The organism is Rodentibacter sp. JRC1, from assembly GCF_020521555.1.
GTDB classification, from domain to species: domain Bacteria; phylum Pseudomonadota; class Gammaproteobacteria; order Enterobacterales; family Pasteurellaceae; genus Rodentibacter; species Rodentibacter abscessus.
Genome location: NZ_BPWA01000001.1, coordinates 1,110,666 through 1,126,716, shown reverse-complemented (window position 1 = coordinate 1,126,716; position 16,051 = coordinate 1,110,666). Strand labels below are relative to the sequence as shown.

Here is a 16,051-nt window from a genome sequence, read left to right as displayed (position 1 = left end):
TGATTTCGTTGTGGCAATTTTCCATGACATACTGAAATAATAAGGAACAAATAATAAATGTTTATCGTTGATTCCCATTGCCATTTAGATGCATTGGATTATGAGAACCTGCATAAAAATATTGCAGATGTCGTTGAAAAAGCTTACGCACGAGATGTAAAACACTTGCTTGCTATCGGTGTTACCTTAAGTCGTTTTGAAAAAGCTTACGAAACTCTGAGCCGATTTGACAATATTTCATTAGCTTGTGGTGTTCATCCGTTAGATTTTGAAGAAGAACATTATGAAGCCGACCGATTATTACGTTTGGCACAGGATAAAAAAGTGATTGCCATCGGTGAAATTGGTTTAGATTACTATTACAGTGCGGATAATAAAATTGAACAGCAAAGCATATTCGCTAGCCAAATAGCGATTGCAAACCAACTTAATAAGCCCGTGATTATTCATACACGCGCGGCAGGTGAGGATACGATTTCGATGCTGCGTGAAAATAAAGCGGAGAAGTGCGGAGGCGTTATCCACTGTTTTACGGAAACTTTAGATTTTGCCAAAAAAGCCTTGGATCTCGGATTTTATATTTCTTGTTCCGGTATTATTACGTTTAAAAATGCCGAAGCGATTCGTGAAGCGATTCGCTATGTACCGGCAGATCGCTTGTTGGTTGAAACGGATTCACCTTACCTTGCGCCGGTACCTTATCGCGGTAAAGAAAATCAACCGGCTTACACAAGGGAAGTTTGTGAATATGTGGCAACCTTGAAAGGATTTTCTGCCGAAGAGTTTGCGCGGATTACTACGCAAAATTTCGAGCGTTTATTTAAAATTCGTGTAGAATAAATGAACAACTTTTTAAAGGAGAAATAATGCGTAAATTTTTTAAATATTTTCTATTTTTAGTCATCTTTGTTTTCCATGGTTTTATGTTTTCCGTGGTGAACTATGTTTTTCCTCACTACGATGTGACCCGTGTCACCGGTGTGGAAGTAAAACGTGTCGATAAAGACGGGCCGATTACTAAATCCAATCCGGCAGACGGTCCTACTCGTGATGTGTATTACATCAACACGCAAAATGATGACGGAAAAATTATGGTGTACCGTAATGAAGATACCCGTTGGGGTTTTCCGTTCTATTTCAAGTTCGGCTCGGCAAATTTACAAGCTGAAGCCCAAGCGATGGGCAATGAAAATAAATTGGTTCAAATAAAATATTACGGCTGGCGTTTAACGATGTTTGATGAATTTCGTAATGCGGTTTCGGTAAAAGAAATCAGCGGAGATGTAACTCCAAGCCATCCGATTTTATCTTGGATATTTTATGCGTTCCTGTTGATCACATTATTCCTTTCTATTCAATTTGTCCGCGGCTGGTTCGATAGCGAAAACTAGGGTGCTTTTCCCTCTAAAAGTGCGGTTAAATTTGACCGCACTTTATCAAAGAAACAAATCTATTTATTCATTTAACTTAACGAGAATATTATGAATTTATTTGTTGCTATTTTAGTGTTAATTTTGTTAATCATTATTAGTGCAATCGTGTCATCAGCTGAAATATCTTTAGCGGGTGCGCGCCGTATTAAGTTGCAAAATATGGCAAATGAAGGCAACTTAAAGGCTGCACAGGTGTTAAGGTTACAAGAACAACCGGGGAGTTTTATTACGGTTGTTCAAATTGGTTTAAATATGGTCGCCATATTGGGAGGGATGATTGGTGAGGCAGACATCAGCCTTCATTTGCAACATTTTTTATATAAATACACACAAGCCCCTTGGCTAGAACCCGCTTCTTCTTGGATTGCCTTCTTTTTAGTGACTTCCTCTTTTATTCTTTTGGCGGATCTAATGCCAAAACGTCTTGCCTTGATTAATCCGGAAGCTGTGGCATTGCGTACAGTTGGTATAATGCAAGTGTTAATTTTCTTGTTAAAACCGATAGTTTGGGTATTTGACGGCTTATCAAATATGCTTTTCAAACTGTTTGGTGTTTCTATGTTGCGTAATGACAATATCTCTTCCGAGGATATTGTTGCCGTGGTAGAAGCAGGGGCGGAAGCCGGTGTATTAAAAACCGAGCAACATTATCTCATTGAAAATATTTTTGATATGCAAGAACGCACCGTCACTTCAACAATGACAACGCGTGAAAACATCGTGTATTTAGACCGCACTTTTAGCCGACAAGATGTGATGGATACCCTTTCCCGTGATTCCCATTCCAAAATTGTCATTTGCGATAATGGGCTTGATAAGATTCTTGGTTATGTGGAGTCTCATACATTATTGACGATGTATTTAAAAAATGTTGATGTTTCATTAACCGATCCGAAATTGTTGCGTAAAGCCTTGTTTGTACCGGATACCCTTTCCCTTTATGAAGTTTTGGAATTGTTTAAATCAACCGGTGAAGATTTTGCCGTTATTGTGAATGAATATGCTTTAGTGGTGGGAATAGTTACCCTTAATGATGTAATGAGCATTGTAATGGGCGAACTGGTATCTAACGAAGAAGAACAAATCGTCAGCCGTGATGAAAATTCTTGGCTCATTGATGGCGCGACACCACTTGAAGATGTAATGCGTGCATTGGATATTGAATCTTTCCCCGATGAAGAAAATTATGAAACGATCAGTGGCTTTATGATGTATATGCTACGTAAAATCCCGAAAAAAACCGATTCGTTGATTTATGGAAAATACAAATTTGAAGTGGTTGATACCGAAAATTTTAAAATTGACCAAGTTTTAGTGTCATTAGTGAAAGAAAGTGAATAGATTAGGTACTTTCTTGCGTAATCCACTGCAGCCAGTATAATGGCGCCGGTTTATTTTATATTTAATAGGATAACTATGTTAAAAACAATATCTGTATTTTTATTTTCTATTATGCTTGCGGCTTGTTCTTCCATCTCTTCAATGACATCGCATATTCCTTTTATGGGGAATGATAAAAAAGTGATTGATTTGGATAAAGATAAAATCGATCAAAAATCTTATGCGGCGGCTTATGAAGCGACAGTGGCAACCTATAAAGGCCGTGTAAATGAACATTTCTACGTAGATAATTTCGCCAGTGGTGTAAATGATTGGTATTTAGGTCGTATTTTAGTACCGATTAAGCAAATCCAAGATAAACTTTATACCGGCGGGCATGATTCGGATGTATATGCTTATTACAGCGGCGTACTGCACGGAGAAGCATTACAAAGTAATTTTAACCGTTTAAGCCCGACCTGTTGGAGTAAACTTGATTCGCCGAGTATAACTCAAGGGATCTACGATGCGATGCGCGATTTGAAAAAGGGCAAAGAGCGTGGCGAAAATGATGAATATATCGCAAAAGGCAGTGATGAGCTGCTAAAGGTTTGTACAGCAAAATAATATATAAAACTGTTGAGGATCATTCTATCAACAGTTTTTTCTTTTTCTAAATCTTAGACTGAGGAGTAAGAATGTTAGAACTTTCGGAAAGCAACATTCACTTAAATGTTAGCGCAGAAAACAAGCAACAAGCCATTGAAATGGCTGCGGGAGCTTTGGAAAATACGGGTTATGTGGAAAGCGGATACTTACAAGGTATGCTCGATCGTGAACAGCAAACGTCTACTTTTTTAGGTAACGGTATTGCAATTCCGCACGGCACATTAGAAACCCGTTCAATGGTGAAAAAAACCGGTGTGCAAGTGTTTCAATTTCCCCAAGGAATTGAATGGGGCGAAGGCAACACGGCTTATGTAGTGATTGGTATCGCAGCCCGCTCTGATGAACATTTGGCATTATTGCGTCAATTAACCCATGTACTTGGTGATGAAGATACTGCCGCGAAATTAGCTGTAATGACAGATGTTGAGCAATTCCGTGCGACTTTGACGGGTGAGCCCACAGAAGCCTTTACTATTCCTGAAGAAAATATTCATCTGGACGTAAACACACAAAGTTTATTTACTTTAGTGGCAATGAATGCCGGTCAATTAAAAGCCCAAAGTGCGGTTGAAAATAGTTTTGTTTCTGAAGTTATCGGCAATGCCGCACTACCGCTAGGAAAAGGCTTATGGGTTACCGATGCGGTTTCCGGTAATCTAAAGAACGCTTTGGCGTTTAGTCGCGCGAAAACCATTTTCAGTCATAACGGCAAACCGGTTAAAGGCGTCATTACAGTAGCTGCTGTAAATGAGACGATTAATCCGACATTAGTCCGTTTATTGGAAGATGACGTGCAAAACGCATTATTAAATGGAAATTCTACCGATATTTTGACCGCACTTTTAGGGGGCGAACCTGCAACTGCGGCAACAGAAAGTGTTATCGGGGCGGTTGTAGGAACCTTCACCGTTCGTAACGAGCATGGTTTACACGCCCGTCCAAGTGCTAATTTAGTGAATGAAGTGAAAAAATTCACTTCGAAAATTACCGTACAAAATCTTACCCGTGGTGGAGAGCCGGTAAGCGCAAAAAGTTTGATGAAAATTGTAGCATTGGGTGTAACGCAAGGTCATCGTTTACGTTTTGTCGCAGAAGGTGAAGATGCTAAACAAGCGATTGAAGCGCTTGGTAAAGTGATTGCGGAAGGTTTGGGCGAAAGCGTTTCGTCCGTACCGCCTGCCCAACCGGATACCATTGAAGTGATGGCTGAACAGGGTTATGCGCCGACAATAGCAGAAGATAGTAGTCTGCCTTCCGATGCCATTGAAGCGGTGTTTGTGATCAACAATGAACATGGTTTACACGCTCGTCCGAGTGCAGTACTGGTAAACGAAGTAAAGAAATATAATGCTTCGATTGCGGTGCAAAATCTTGATCGTAATTCCCAATTAGTCAGTGCAAAAAGTTTAATGAAAATCGTAGCCTTAGGTGCTGTAAAAGGTTCTCGCTTACGTTTTGTGGCGACCGGCGAACAAGCGAAAGAAGCCATTGAAGGGATTCGCATCGCCATCGAATCAGGTCTTGGCGAAGGGAAAGGTGAATAGTTATGGCAAAAATTGCAACCATTACCTTAAATGCGGCTTATGATTTGGTTGGGCGTTTGGCTCGCATTGAATTAGGTGAAGTAAATACCGTTGAAACCCTTGGGCTTTTCCCAGCCGGCAAAGGTATTAATGTGGCAAAAGTGCTGAAGGATTTAGGCTCGGATGTTGCCGTAGGTGGTTTTTTGGGTGAAGACAATGTAGGCGATTTTGAGCAAATGTTCAAAAAACAGGGATTGGAAGATAAATTCCACCGTGTTGCCGGTAAAACCCGTATCAATGTAAAAATTACCGAAACGGAAGCAGATGTTACCGACTTAAATTTCCTTGGTTACGAAATCAGTTCAACGGTATGGCAACAATTTACTGCCGATTCTTTGGCGTATTGTTTGGATTACGATATTGTTGCGGTGTGCGGGAGTTTGCCGCGCGGCGTTACACCTGAATTGTTCGCCGACTGGTTAAACCAATTGCATCAAGCCGGTGTGAAAGTCGTGCTGGATAGTAGCAATGCGGCATTGACAGCCGGTTTAAAAGCACATCCTTGGTTGGTGAAACCCAATCATCGTGAATTAGAGGCTTGGGTTGGGCATTCACTTAATACGGTGGAAGAAATCATTGATGCTGCACAACAATTAAAAGCTCAAGGTATTGAAAATGTGATTATTTCTATGGGTGCGGAAGGATCCTTGTGGCTCAATAATGAAGGCATTTTGCAAGCGCAACCGCCAAAATGTGAAAATGTGGTCAGCACCGTAGGTGCAGGGGATTCTATGGTGGCAGGTTTAATTTACGGCTTTGACCAAGGGTTCTCAAAAGCGGAGACTTTGGCTTTTGCCAGTGCGGTTTCTGCTTTTGCCGTATCGCAAAGTAATGTCGGAGTAAGTGATCCTACTCTCCTTAAGCCTATTTTAGACCAAGTAAAAATCACTGTGATTGAAGGATAATAAAATGAAGTTATTTTTAACCCAATCAAACGATGTAGGCAGTGCAAAGGCCTATTTATTACGCAAAGTGTTTCGTGAAGCGGCTCAGAAAGCAAATATTTCACTGGTAGAAAATGCCGCAGAAGCCGATCTTGCGCTTGTATTCGGTTCACAACTGCCAAACAATGCCGCACTAACAGGTAAAAAAATCTTTATGGTGGGGGTTGATATTGCCATGACCTCACCGGAAGTTACGTTAGCAAATGCGATGGCAAATGGCGTTGATTATTCACCTGAAAGTGCGGTTAATTTTGCCACTGTTTCCGGTGTGAAAAATATTGTGGCGGTTACCGCTTGTCCTACGGGAGTCGCGCATACCTTTATGTCTGCCGAAGCCATTGAAGCTTATGCGAAAAAACAAGGCTGGAACGTAAAAGTGGAGACTCGCGGTCAAGTGGGTGCCGGTAATGAAATTACGCCTGAAGAAGTGGCGGCGGCAGATCTTGTGTTTATTGCGGCGGATATTGATGTGCCGTTGGACAAATTCAAAGGTAAACCGATGTATCGCACTTCTACCGGATTAGCATTAAAGAAAACCGCACAAGAATTTGATAAAGCCTTTAAAGAAGCAAAAGTGTTTGAAGGCGGTAATGCAAAAGTAAATGCTGAAGAAAGCGGCGAGAAAAAAGGCGTATATAAACACTTGATGACCGGTGTATCTCATATGTTACCGTTGGTAGTGGCCGGTGGTTTATTAATCGCAATTTCCTTTATGTTTGGAATTGAAGCGTTTAAGGATGAAACCATTTTCCACGGTATTCCTAAAGCCTTGATGGATATTGGCGGTGGTGCTGCGTTCCACTTAATGATCGCTGTTTTTGCCGGTTACGTGGCATTTTCTATTGCTGATCGCCCGGGGCTTGCTGTAGGGCTTATCGGCGGTATGCTTGCGACAACTGCGGGAGCTGGTATTTTAGGCGGTATTGTTGCGGGTTTCCTTGCCGGTTATGTGGTGAAAGGATTAAATATCATTATTAAGTTACCGGCGAGTTTGACTTCATTAAAACCAATTTTAATTTTACCGCTCTTAGGTACATTAATCGTCGGTTTGGCTATGCTTTATGTGGTTAATCCACCGGTTGCGCAAATAATGAATGCATTAACCGAATGGTTAAAATCCATGGGTGAAGTGAATGCAATGGTGTTGGGAACCTTAATCGGTGCAATGATGTGTATTGATATGGGCGGACCGGTCAATAAAGCGGCATACACGTTCTCTGTGGGAATGATTGCATCACAAGTTTACACGCCAATGGCAGCCGCAATGGCTGCGGGTATGGTGCCGCCAATCGGTATGGCGATCGCTACTTGGATTGCACGTAGTAAATTTACGGCAAATCAACGTGATGCAGGTAAAGCTTCTTTCGTATTGGGTTTATGCTTTATTTCAGAAGGTGCATTACCTTTTGTTGCAGCCGATCCGATCCGCGTTATTATAAGCTCTGTTATTGGTGGTGCGACAGCCGGTGCAATTTCAATGGCTTCGGATATTACTTTACAAGCCCCACACGGCGGATTATTCGTGATTCCGTTTGTTTCCGAACCGGTGCGTTATTTAGCGGCGATTGCGGCAGGTGCTTTAATTACCGGGGTTATTTATGCAGTGATTAAACCGAAACCGACTGCAGAATAATCAACAAAAGTGCGGTTATTTTTTTAAAGTTTTTGAAACATAAGAAAAATTAACCGCACTTTTGCTTGGAGGAAATATGGAAAAATACAACAAACTTCGTATTGAATGGGATTGCCGACGTGGAATGCTGGAGTTAGATAAAATCATTATGCCGTTTTATCAGCAGCATTTTGATGAATTAGCGGATGCGCAAAAAGATGTTTTCATTCGTTTACTTGCCAGCACAGATTTACAATTATTTTCTTGGTTTTTTAATCGTGGCAAAGCAGAAGATGCCGAATTACAAAATATGGTGGAATATATTCAAACAAAACAAAAAATTTCCACTATTTAAGAATACCTAAATTGTTTTTAACCTTTGAACTTTTTTAAATCACTTATGTCAGATAAAGCGACAAGAGCTTGCTGTCTTAAATATTAAGGCGTGTTAGACATAGCATTAGGAGAAATATGGCTGAACAGCTAACGGATCAAGCTTTGGTAGAAAGGGTACAGCAAGGCGATAAAAAAGCCTTTAATTTATTAGTTTCGCGTTATCAGAATAAAGTAGCCGGGTTGCTTACCCGTTACATTTCGCGTAATGATATTCCTGATGTTGTGCAGGAATCCTTTATTAAAGCCTATCGTTCCATTGAATCTTTTCGAGGCGATAGTGCTTTCTACACTTGGCTATATCGAATTGCCGTGAATACGGCGAAAAATTATTTAACGGCGCAAGGGCGTCGTCCACCAAGCGAAGATATATTGGCAGAAGATGCTGAAAGCTATGATGTGGGAACCCATCTTCGTGATGTGGATTCGCCGGAAAATGAAATGTTATCCGGTGAATTGGAAAAACTTATTTTTGATACGATTAAGAATATGCCGGAAGATTTAAAAACAGCGATAACACTTCGTGAACTTGAAGGATTAAGTTACGAAGATATTGCCGGAATTATGGATTGCCCCGTAGGCACTGTGCGTTCTCGAATTTTCCGTGCGCGTGAAATTATTGAAAATAAAATACAACCGCTTATGCAACGTTAAAATACAGTCGGAGTTAAAAATGCAAAAAGAGTTACTTTCAGCCTATATGGATGGCGAACAAGTGGATGTTTCATTCACGGAAAAATTATGTAACGATGAAGCTTTGCAACAGTCTTGGGCAAGCTATCATATGGTGCGTGCCGTTATTCGTAAAGAAAGTGATATTTTATTAGGTACGGATTTTACGGAAAAAATAGCTGGTTTAATTGAGAATGAAAACATTGAGAAATTAGCGATCTCCGAGTCTCAACCGACCGTTGAAGAAGTTCAGAGACTACCGTTTATGCGTAAATTCAAATCTTTCTTTGCGCCGATGGCTCAAATTGCAGTGGCAGCGAGCGTGTGTTTAGTGGCGGTAATTGGCGTTCAATCCTTTAATACTAAAAGTGATGTAAGTAACGTTCCGGAAACACCGGTGTTACAAACCTTACCGTTTAATAATTCGGTTCAAGAAGTTAGCTACAATGCTCCGACTAAAGATGTGGCAACCACCGATCAAATGGAACAAAAAAACCGCCGTATCGGTGCAATGTTGCAAAATTATGAATTGCAACGCCGTATGCATGCAGATGCGTTAAATGTCGGTTCTAATCAATCAAAATAGTAATCTAATAAGAACAAATGAATTCACCACCTGATCAACCTCGATGAGGTGGTGATTTTTTATGAATAGTCAAAACGTTTATGAAAAAAATATCTCTAAAATCGACCGCACTTTTACTCATTTCCCTTTTTAGTGTTTCCGCTTTTGCAGAAGATAGTTCGGCAAAAAAGGCGTTAGAGAAAATGGCGTATGCAGTGAATAATCTGAATTATGAAATTGCTTTTGTGCAGACTTCACCGAATAATATGGATTCCTTTCGTTATCGCCATATCAAACGCGATAACAAAACCTATGCACAATTAGTTACCCTTGATGGTGAGCAACAAGAAATTATTCAGCGGGATAATTTAGTCAGTTACTTCCAACCTAATTCTCAAGCATTCACATTGAACAGCGGAAATATTGTCGATGCGCTTCCTGCGATTATTCGTAGCCATTTTGATAAACTGGCAGAAAATTATGATTTTATCCCTTTAGGGAAAAATCGTGTCGCCGGACGTTTTGTCGATACGATTCGAATTGTGCCGAAAGATGATTTCCGTTATCAATATTTGGTTTTTGTAGATGAGGAAAACGGCTTATTACTTCGGGGCGATATGCTTGATCGTGATGGAAAATTATTGGATCAATTCCGTGTTGTTACGCTTTATATTGATGATAGCTTAAAAGGCTTAACGAATTATTTAAATAAAGTTTCTATGCCACCGCTATTAAACGAAACACAAAATGCGGTTCTCTCTCTGGATTGGGAACCCGGTTGGTTACCACAGGGATTTGAAAGTGTTCGACGTAGCCAAGATTTATTTGATGGCGAAATTATTGATAGCTCTTTGTTTAGTGACGGATTATTTACTTTCACCTTATATGTTACAAAAGCGGAAAGTCAACAACCTAATCAAGATAAAACATGGAAACAAGGCGAATTTACTTTGTATAGTGAGGTGATCGGTGATAAAGAAATCACGTTTATCGGACAGCTTCCTATCGCCACAGCGAAACGAATCGTGCAAGAAGTGAAATTTACCAATCATTAAGAAATTAAAAGTGCGGTTAATATAAACCGCATTTTTTATACAGGGTTTCTTAATAACGAAAAATTTGTAAAAAACGTTCAAAGAACCTGACTTTATAGGTAAACTAACGCATTGTTAGGAATTGATCTCTTTACTCTGTTTAGCTAAAAAAATGAAAAAAATCCCCTTCAAATTAACCGCACTTCTGCTTTTCCTTTCGGCGCTCTCCGCTTTTGCCGAACAAACCGTGGATATTGAAATCCGTGGAATTAAAGGTGAACGGGCAATTCGTAATACAAAACTTAATGTTGAGCTTATAGAAAAAGAAGAAATGGACGGTTCTGATCGTTATAAACGCTTGGTGACTGAGGCGGTGGATAAAGGGCTGCGGGTGTTCGGTTATTATGATTCTTCCGTTACTTTTGAATTAAAAAAACGCAAAGGTAGAGATTTATTAATCGCCAATGTCACTCCCGGTGAGCCGACACGTATTGCAGGTACGGATGTGAAAATTGAAGGTGAAGCCGCGCAAGATGAGGCATTTAAGGCATTGCGTAAAAATTTACCTAAAAATGGCGAATTGGTTGAACATCAAAAATATAGCGATTATAAGAATAGTATTTCTACACTTGCCCTTGCACGCGGCTATTTAGATGGAAAGTTTACTATCTCTCGTTTAGAAATCAGCCCTGAAACTCATCAGGCTTGGTGGCGTATGCTTTTTGAGAGTGGTGTACGTTATCACTATGGCAATATTAAATTTCATCATTCGCAAATCCGAGAAGATTACCTGCAAAATATGTTGAAGATTCATACGGGCGAACCTTATTTGGTAAATCAACTTTCTGAATTTAGTAACGATTTTTCTTCCACCAACTGGTTTAGTTCCGTGTTGTTACAACCTCAAGTCGATGAGCAAAAAAAAGTCGTCAATTTAGATGTGCTGCTTTATCCACGTAAGAAAAATGCGATGGAATTGGGTGTGGGTTTTGCAACGGATACCGGCCCGCATTTACAAATCGGTTGGACAAAACCTTGGATCAATGATCGTGGACATAGTTTCCGTACGAATCTTTATGTTTCTGCGCCCAAACAAACGCTTGAAGCTACTTACAGAGTGCCGTTACTAAAAAATCCATTGAATTATTACTATGAATTTTCCGGCGGTTTGGAAAATGAAGATAAGAATGATACCAAAACAACGGCACTAACACTTGCGGGATTGCGTTATTGGAATAATGCCGAGGGTTGGCAATATTTTGCCGGTGTGCGTGCCCGTTACGATAAATTTACTCAAGCGGATGTAGAAGATAAAACCTTGTTAGTGTATCCAACCGGTGGTTTTAACCGAACCCGTTTGCGTGGCGGAATATTCCCGACTTGGGGAGATGCGCAGAAAATCACCGTAGATGTCGCTTATAAAGGCTTACTTTCCGATGCGAGTTTTTTCAAAGTTCAGGCCTCTACCGGATGGATTCGTACCTATGCGGAAAATCACCGCATTATCACCCGTGCTGAAATCGGTTATTTGAATACCAAAGATATTAATAAAATTCCGCCGACGCTTCGCTTTTTCGCCGGCGGTGATCGCAGTGTGCGCGGGTACGGCTACAAAAAAATCTCACCGAAAGATCGCAAGGGTAAGTTAGTGGGTGGCTCTCGTTTGGTTACGGGATCATTTGAATATCAATATCAAGTTTATCCCTCATGGTGGGCGGCAACTTTTGTCGATGCCGGTCTTGCTGCAAATCGTTTCAGCCAAGAAGAATTACGCTATGGTGCGGGTGTCGGCGTACGTTGGGCATCACCGGTGGGCGCAATCAAATTTGATATTGCCACACCGATTCGAAACAAGGACAACAGTAAGAACATTCAATTTTATATCGGCTTAGGTACAGAGATTTAGACGGAATGATGACAAAGCAAGAAATTAAACGAGAAGAACCCCAATCTGAGCAATCATCGAAATCAAGCAAAGCTAAAAAGAAAAAAGGCTTTGTTCGTAAAGCCTTTTGTGTGGGAAGTGCGGTCATTTTTTTGCCTGTTTTCGCGCTTTTGGGGGCATTGTCTTTTGAACAAGGTCAGCGAGGCTTAATTGAACTGACGGATAAATTTCTCGATAGCCTTTCTATTGAACAGGTTGAAGGCGGTTTGCAGCGCGGTTTAGTATTGCACAATGTGCGTTATCAAACGGCGGGAATTGATACACGCATTGCTCAGGCTCGTTTACAGATAGATTTCGGCTGTTTGCTTTCACGCAAAATTTGTGTGGAAGATCTTTCCGTAAAAGAACCTGTCATCTTGATTGATACCGCACAATTGCCACCATCGGAAGAAAAACAAACCGAATCTTCTCCAATGGAAAAAATCAATTTGCCGATTTCTGTTCAGGTGAAAAATATTGCACTGGATAAATTGAATCTGAAACTTGATCAAACCAATATTGCGCTCGAAGGTTTTCAAAGTGCGGTCAGTTTGGACAATGAATTTGGTTTAACCCTTGCTCCGACAGAATTAAGTAACCTTGATGTTTTGCATATTCAATCTTCAGAATTAAAGACAAAGTCAATCAAAGTGGAAAATAATCAACCCGTAGATTGGACGGCGATTGAACAAAGCCTTACTCCCGCATTTTTAGGAAACGTCAGTGAGATCAATTTACCTTTTGATATTCACGTTACCAACCTTGCCGCAAAAGATTGGCAATATGTCGCACAAAATGAACAAGGTGAAGAATTACAACGCATTACGTTACCTTCTTTATTATTACAAGCGGATGCAACAGGACATTTTGTTCAATTACAGAAATTGGATATTGAAAGTTCGCTCGGTACATTAAATTCTCATGGTTCATTACAGCTAAACGATGATTTTCCGTTGGATTTGTCTTTAACCTCTTCACTAAATGCTTTTACATCTCAAGGTAAAGCAATATTTCCGGCAAGTCAGGTGGATTTATCCCTTTCAGGATCGTTGAAAAAAACGACCGCACTTTCTCTAAAAACAAAGGGTGTATTGAATGCGGAACTGGACGCCGAAGTAAAACTTGCCGAAGATAAAATGCCGTTAAACTTCACACTTAAAGCCACTAAAGGGCAATACGCTTTCGCACAGGCATTATCACCGTTGAAAATTAATGACGTTACTTTGAAATTAACAGGGAATTTACTGGATTATCATGCCGAGCTTGAGGGTGGTGTGGAAGGAATGGATCATATTCCATCAACACGTTTAACGCTGAATGCGGACGGCAAATTATATGCGGTCGATATTCATCAATTAAGTTTGTCGGCATTAGAGGGGACAGCGAAACTAACCGGTTCGGCAAATTGGAAAAAAGGGGCGCAGTGGGACATTGAAGCGAATTTAAACAAAATGAATATCCGCCCTTACGTACCGGCAATGCCTGCCGTATTGTTCGGTAAACTCATCACATCCGGTGAAGCGGGGGAACAAGGTTGGCAGGTGGATATACCAACGGTTGATTTAGTTGGTACGCTTTCTCATCGCCCATTGAATCTGAAAGGGGATGTGGCGTTAAGCGATAAAACATTACTCGATATTTCAAATTTATCGCTTAATTATGGTGATAACAAAATTTATGCCAAAGGCACATTGAGTGATGAATCGGATTTAACGCTTGATATTAACGCGCCGAACTTACGTGGTTTATATGCTGATTTGTCGGGAGCTTTGATGGGGAAAGCGACAATTCAGGGAAAATTGGTTGAACCGAATGTCACGCTTGATCTTAATAGCCAACACCTCCATTGGCAGATTTTAGATATTGCTAATGTAACCGTTAAAGGCAATATTTCCGGCTCACCGATTTTGAAAGGCAACCTGAATATAAAAGGCGGCAATATTCGTTATGGTGATGCGGTGGCAATGAAAAGTGTCAATTTGAGCGTATCGGGCGATGAAAAAAACCATCAACTCGTTTTAGCCTCTCAAGGAAAACCTGTGGCGGCAGATTTAAAAATCTCAGGCAATTTTGACCGCACTTCTCAGCAATGGAAAGGGTCATTAAGCCAAATGAAGATAGACACGCCGATAGGGGATGTAAAGCCAAACCAAGCGATTTCCGTACACTATGACAATAAAAAAATACAAGCCGCAATCGGCGCACATTGTTGGCAAAATATTAATGCGGATTTGTGTTTCCCGAAATCTTTCACGGCTGGGGAAAATGGCGAAATTCCTTTTAATATAAAGCGTATTAATCTTGATTTGGTGAATCAATTTATCGGGCAAGATAGCTTGAAGGGAAATCTTCGTAGTGAAGGAAAAGTGGCGTGGTTTAGCGATAAACCCTTTCTTCTAAACCTGACTTTGACCGGTGATAATTTAGGTATTGCACAAAAATTGGATTATCGCACTTTTAAACTTGCTATTCCTAAACTCACACTAAATGCGGATATTCAGAATAATAATCTCAGCTTGAAATCCGACATCAACGTGCAAAATCAAGGGTATATTAATGCCGATTTAAAACTGAATGATTTAAATGGTGCGCGTAATCTTGGCGGTAGTATCGGTATTGATCGTTTAAATTTAGCGTTGGCAAATCAGCTGTTGACGAATGGTGAAACAATTAACGGAGAAGTTATTTCTAAACTCACCTTAGGCGGAAATTTGGAAAAACCTTTATTAAACGGCCATTTCGACATTCGCAACGCAAAAGCGAAACTGAAAACCTTACCTTTTGAGGTCACAAACGGTGATGTTGCCATTCGTTTTGAAGGAACTCGCTCTACCTTGCAGGGTAAGGTTCAAACACCTGACGGAAATTTGACAATGAGCGGCGGTGCAAATTGGGCAAATTTGGACAATTGGAGCACAGAAGTAAGGGCGGAAACAGAGGGCTTTAAGCTCAGTTTGCCTTCAATGGGGAAATTACAGTTTTCAACCAATGTGGTGGCAAAAGCTACGCCGAAATTGCTAGATTTATCGGGTAATGTAGATATTCCGTGGGCTCGAATTAAAGTAGATTCATTGCCGGATAATGCCGAACCTGTGAGTGAAGATGAAGTGATTTTAAACGGGCCGCGCAAAAGCAAGGAGGAACTAATTAACCGTGAGTTTGCGGCGACCACAAAATCCGGTATGGAAATTCGTTCCGATTTAAAAATAAAAATCGGTGATGATGTCCATTTTGACGCTTACGGTTTTAAATCTAACTTAACGGGTTTGCTTTCCGTAAAACAAGAAAAAGGGCGTTTGGGCTTGTACGGTCAAATTGATTTGAAAAATGGTCGGTATGCTTCTTTTGGGCAGGATTTATTGGTTCGTAAAGGGCAAATTAATTTTTCAGGGCTTGCCTCACAACCAATGTTAAATATTGAAGCTATTCGCAATCCGGAAGCGATGGAAGATAATAATATTACCGCCGGTGTGAAAGTGGTCGGCATAGCAACAAATCCTGAAGTGACGGTTTTTTCTAACCCAAGTAAACCGCAAGATCAGGCACTTTCTTATTTACTGACCGGACGTTCTTTAGAAAATAGCGGACAAACCGGTTCGGGTGGTTCTGTGGGTGCTGCACTACTTGGTATGGGATTAGCCAAAAGCGGTAAACTTGTGGGCGGTATCGGCGAAGCCTTTGGGATTCAGGATTTGAATCTCGGCACGGCAGGTGTTGGCGATAGCTCTAAAGTACAAGTGAGCGGTAATATTGGCAAACGATTACAGGTAAAATATGGCGTAGGATTATTTGATGGTTTAGCCGAAGTGACTTTACGTTATCGTTTATTACCACAGCTTTATTTCCAATCGGTTTCCGGCACAAATCAAGTATTTGATTTACTTTATCAGTTTGAATTTTAG

General features: G+C 40.6%; 13 protein-coding genes. All 13 read left to right on the top strand.

What is annotated here, in order from left to right:
• Positions 1-57: 57 nt before the first annotated feature.
• The 13 genes from HEMROJRC1_RS04990 (at position 58) to HEMROJRC1_RS04930 (ending at position 16,051) form a co-directional block, all read left to right on the top strand.
• A complete protein-coding gene (locus HEMROJRC1_RS04990) occupies positions 58-840 on the top strand; it encodes a YchF/TatD family DNA exonuclease (RefSeq protein ID WP_226691907.1) in 783 nt (260 codons plus the stop codon).
• A gap of 26 nt (positions 841-866) precedes the next feature.
• Positions 867-1,391, top strand: coding sequence for a DUF1523 family protein (locus tag HEMROJRC1_RS04985; RefSeq protein WP_226691906.1), 525 nt, complete (start codon positions 867-869; stop codon positions 1,389-1,391).
• A 90-nt stretch (positions 1,392-1,481) separates the two neighbouring features.
• A complete protein-coding gene (locus tag HEMROJRC1_RS04980; protein WP_226691905.1) occupies positions 1,482-2,774 on the top strand; it encodes a hemolysin family protein in 1,293 nt (430 codons plus the stop codon).
• A gap of 75 nt (positions 2,775-2,849) precedes the next feature.
• Entirely contained in the window at positions 2,850-3,380 is a 531-nt protein-coding gene (locus HEMROJRC1_RS04975; protein WP_226691904.1) for a hypothetical protein, read from the top strand.
• Between the two features lie 71 nt (positions 3,381-3,451).
• Positions 3,452-4,966: a fused PTS fructose transporter subunit IIA/HPr protein gene (gene fruB / locus HEMROJRC1_RS04970; protein ID WP_226691903.1), complete on the top strand. Its 1,515-nt coding sequence runs from the start codon at positions 3,452-3,454 to the stop codon at positions 4,964-4,966.
• Between the two features lie 2 nt (positions 4,967-4,968).
• A complete protein-coding gene (fruK, locus tag HEMROJRC1_RS04965; RefSeq protein ID WP_226691902.1) occupies positions 4,969-5,910 on the top strand; it encodes a 1-phosphofructokinase in 942 nt (313 codons plus the stop codon).
• A 4-nt stretch (positions 5,911-5,914) separates the two neighbouring features.
• Positions 5,915-7,582, top strand: a complete 1,668-nt coding sequence (locus tag HEMROJRC1_RS04960; RefSeq protein WP_226691901.1) for a fructose-specific PTS transporter subunit EIIC — start codon at positions 5,915-5,917, stop codon at positions 7,580-7,582.
• A 76-nt stretch (positions 7,583-7,658) separates the two neighbouring features.
• Positions 7,659-7,916: a succinate dehydrogenase assembly factor 2 gene (locus tag HEMROJRC1_RS04955; RefSeq protein ID WP_226691900.1), complete on the top strand. Its 258-nt coding sequence runs from the start codon at positions 7,659-7,661 to the stop codon at positions 7,914-7,916.
• Between the two features lie 116 nt (positions 7,917-8,032).
• Positions 8,033-8,608: an RNA polymerase sigma factor RpoE gene (gene rpoE / locus HEMROJRC1_RS04950; protein ID WP_226691899.1), complete on the top strand. Its 576-nt coding sequence runs from the start codon at positions 8,033-8,035 to the stop codon at positions 8,606-8,608.
• A gap of 19 nt (positions 8,609-8,627) precedes the next feature.
• Positions 8,628-9,212 (top strand): sigma-E factor negative regulatory protein, encoded by a 585-nt coding sequence (locus HEMROJRC1_RS04945; protein WP_226691898.1) that lies wholly within the window; start codon positions 8,628-8,630, stop codon positions 9,210-9,212.
• An 80-nt stretch (positions 9,213-9,292) separates the two neighbouring features.
• Positions 9,293-10,246, top strand: coding sequence for a sigma-E factor regulatory protein RseB (gene rseB, locus HEMROJRC1_RS04940; RefSeq protein WP_226691897.1), 954 nt, complete (start codon positions 9,293-9,295; stop codon positions 10,244-10,246).
• Positions 10,247-10,397: 151 nt separating this feature from the next.
• Positions 10,398-12,131, top strand: coding sequence for an autotransporter assembly complex family protein (locus HEMROJRC1_RS04935; protein WP_226691896.1), 1,734 nt, complete (start codon positions 10,398-10,400; stop codon positions 12,129-12,131).
• 8 nt (positions 12,132-12,139) lie between these two features.
• Positions 12,140-16,051, top strand: a complete 3,912-nt coding sequence (locus HEMROJRC1_RS04930) for a translocation/assembly module TamB domain-containing protein (RefSeq protein ID WP_226692935.1) — start codon at positions 12,140-12,142, stop codon at positions 16,049-16,051.

Bases quoted from the DNA above. Each gene is read 5' to 3' on its own strand.
- HEMROJRC1_RS04935 (WP_226691896.1), top strand. From the start codon at position 10,398: ATGAAAAAAATCCCCTTCAAATTAACCGCACTTCTGCTTTTCCTTTCG.
- HEMROJRC1_RS04990 (WP_226691907.1), top strand. From the start codon at position 58: ATGTTTATCGTTGATTCCCATTGCCATTTAGATGCATTGGATTATGAG.
- HEMROJRC1_RS04975 (WP_226691904.1), top strand. From the start codon at position 2,850: ATGTTAAAAACAATATCTGTATTTTTATTTTCTATTATGCTTGCGGCT.
- HEMROJRC1_RS04985 (WP_226691906.1), top strand. From the start codon at position 867: ATGCGTAAATTTTTTAAATATTTTCTATTTTTAGTCATCTTTGTTTTC.
- HEMROJRC1_RS04980 (WP_226691905.1), top strand. From the start codon at position 1,482: ATGAATTTATTTGTTGCTATTTTAGTGTTAATTTTGTTAATCATTATT.
- fruK (WP_226691902.1), top strand. From the start codon at position 4,969: ATGGCAAAAATTGCAACCATTACCTTAAATGCGGCTTATGATTTGGTT.
- HEMROJRC1_RS04945 (WP_226691898.1), top strand. From the start codon at position 8,628: ATGCAAAAAGAGTTACTTTCAGCCTATATGGATGGCGAACAAGTGGAT.
- HEMROJRC1_RS04960 (WP_226691901.1), top strand. From the start codon at position 5,915: ATGAAGTTATTTTTAACCCAATCAAACGATGTAGGCAGTGCAAAGGCC.
- rpoE (WP_226691899.1), top strand. From the start codon at position 8,033: ATGGCTGAACAGCTAACGGATCAAGCTTTGGTAGAAAGGGTACAGCAA.
- HEMROJRC1_RS04955 (WP_226691900.1), top strand. From the start codon at position 7,659: ATGGAAAAATACAACAAACTTCGTATTGAATGGGATTGCCGACGTGGA.
- rseB (WP_226691897.1), top strand. From the start codon at position 9,293: ATGAAAAAAATATCTCTAAAATCGACCGCACTTTTACTCATTTCCCTT.
- fruB (WP_226691903.1), top strand. From the start codon at position 3,452: ATGTTAGAACTTTCGGAAAGCAACATTCACTTAAATGTTAGCGCAGAA.
- HEMROJRC1_RS04930 (WP_226692935.1), top strand. From the start codon at position 12,140: ATGACAAAGCAAGAAATTAAACGAGAAGAACCCCAATCTGAGCAATCA.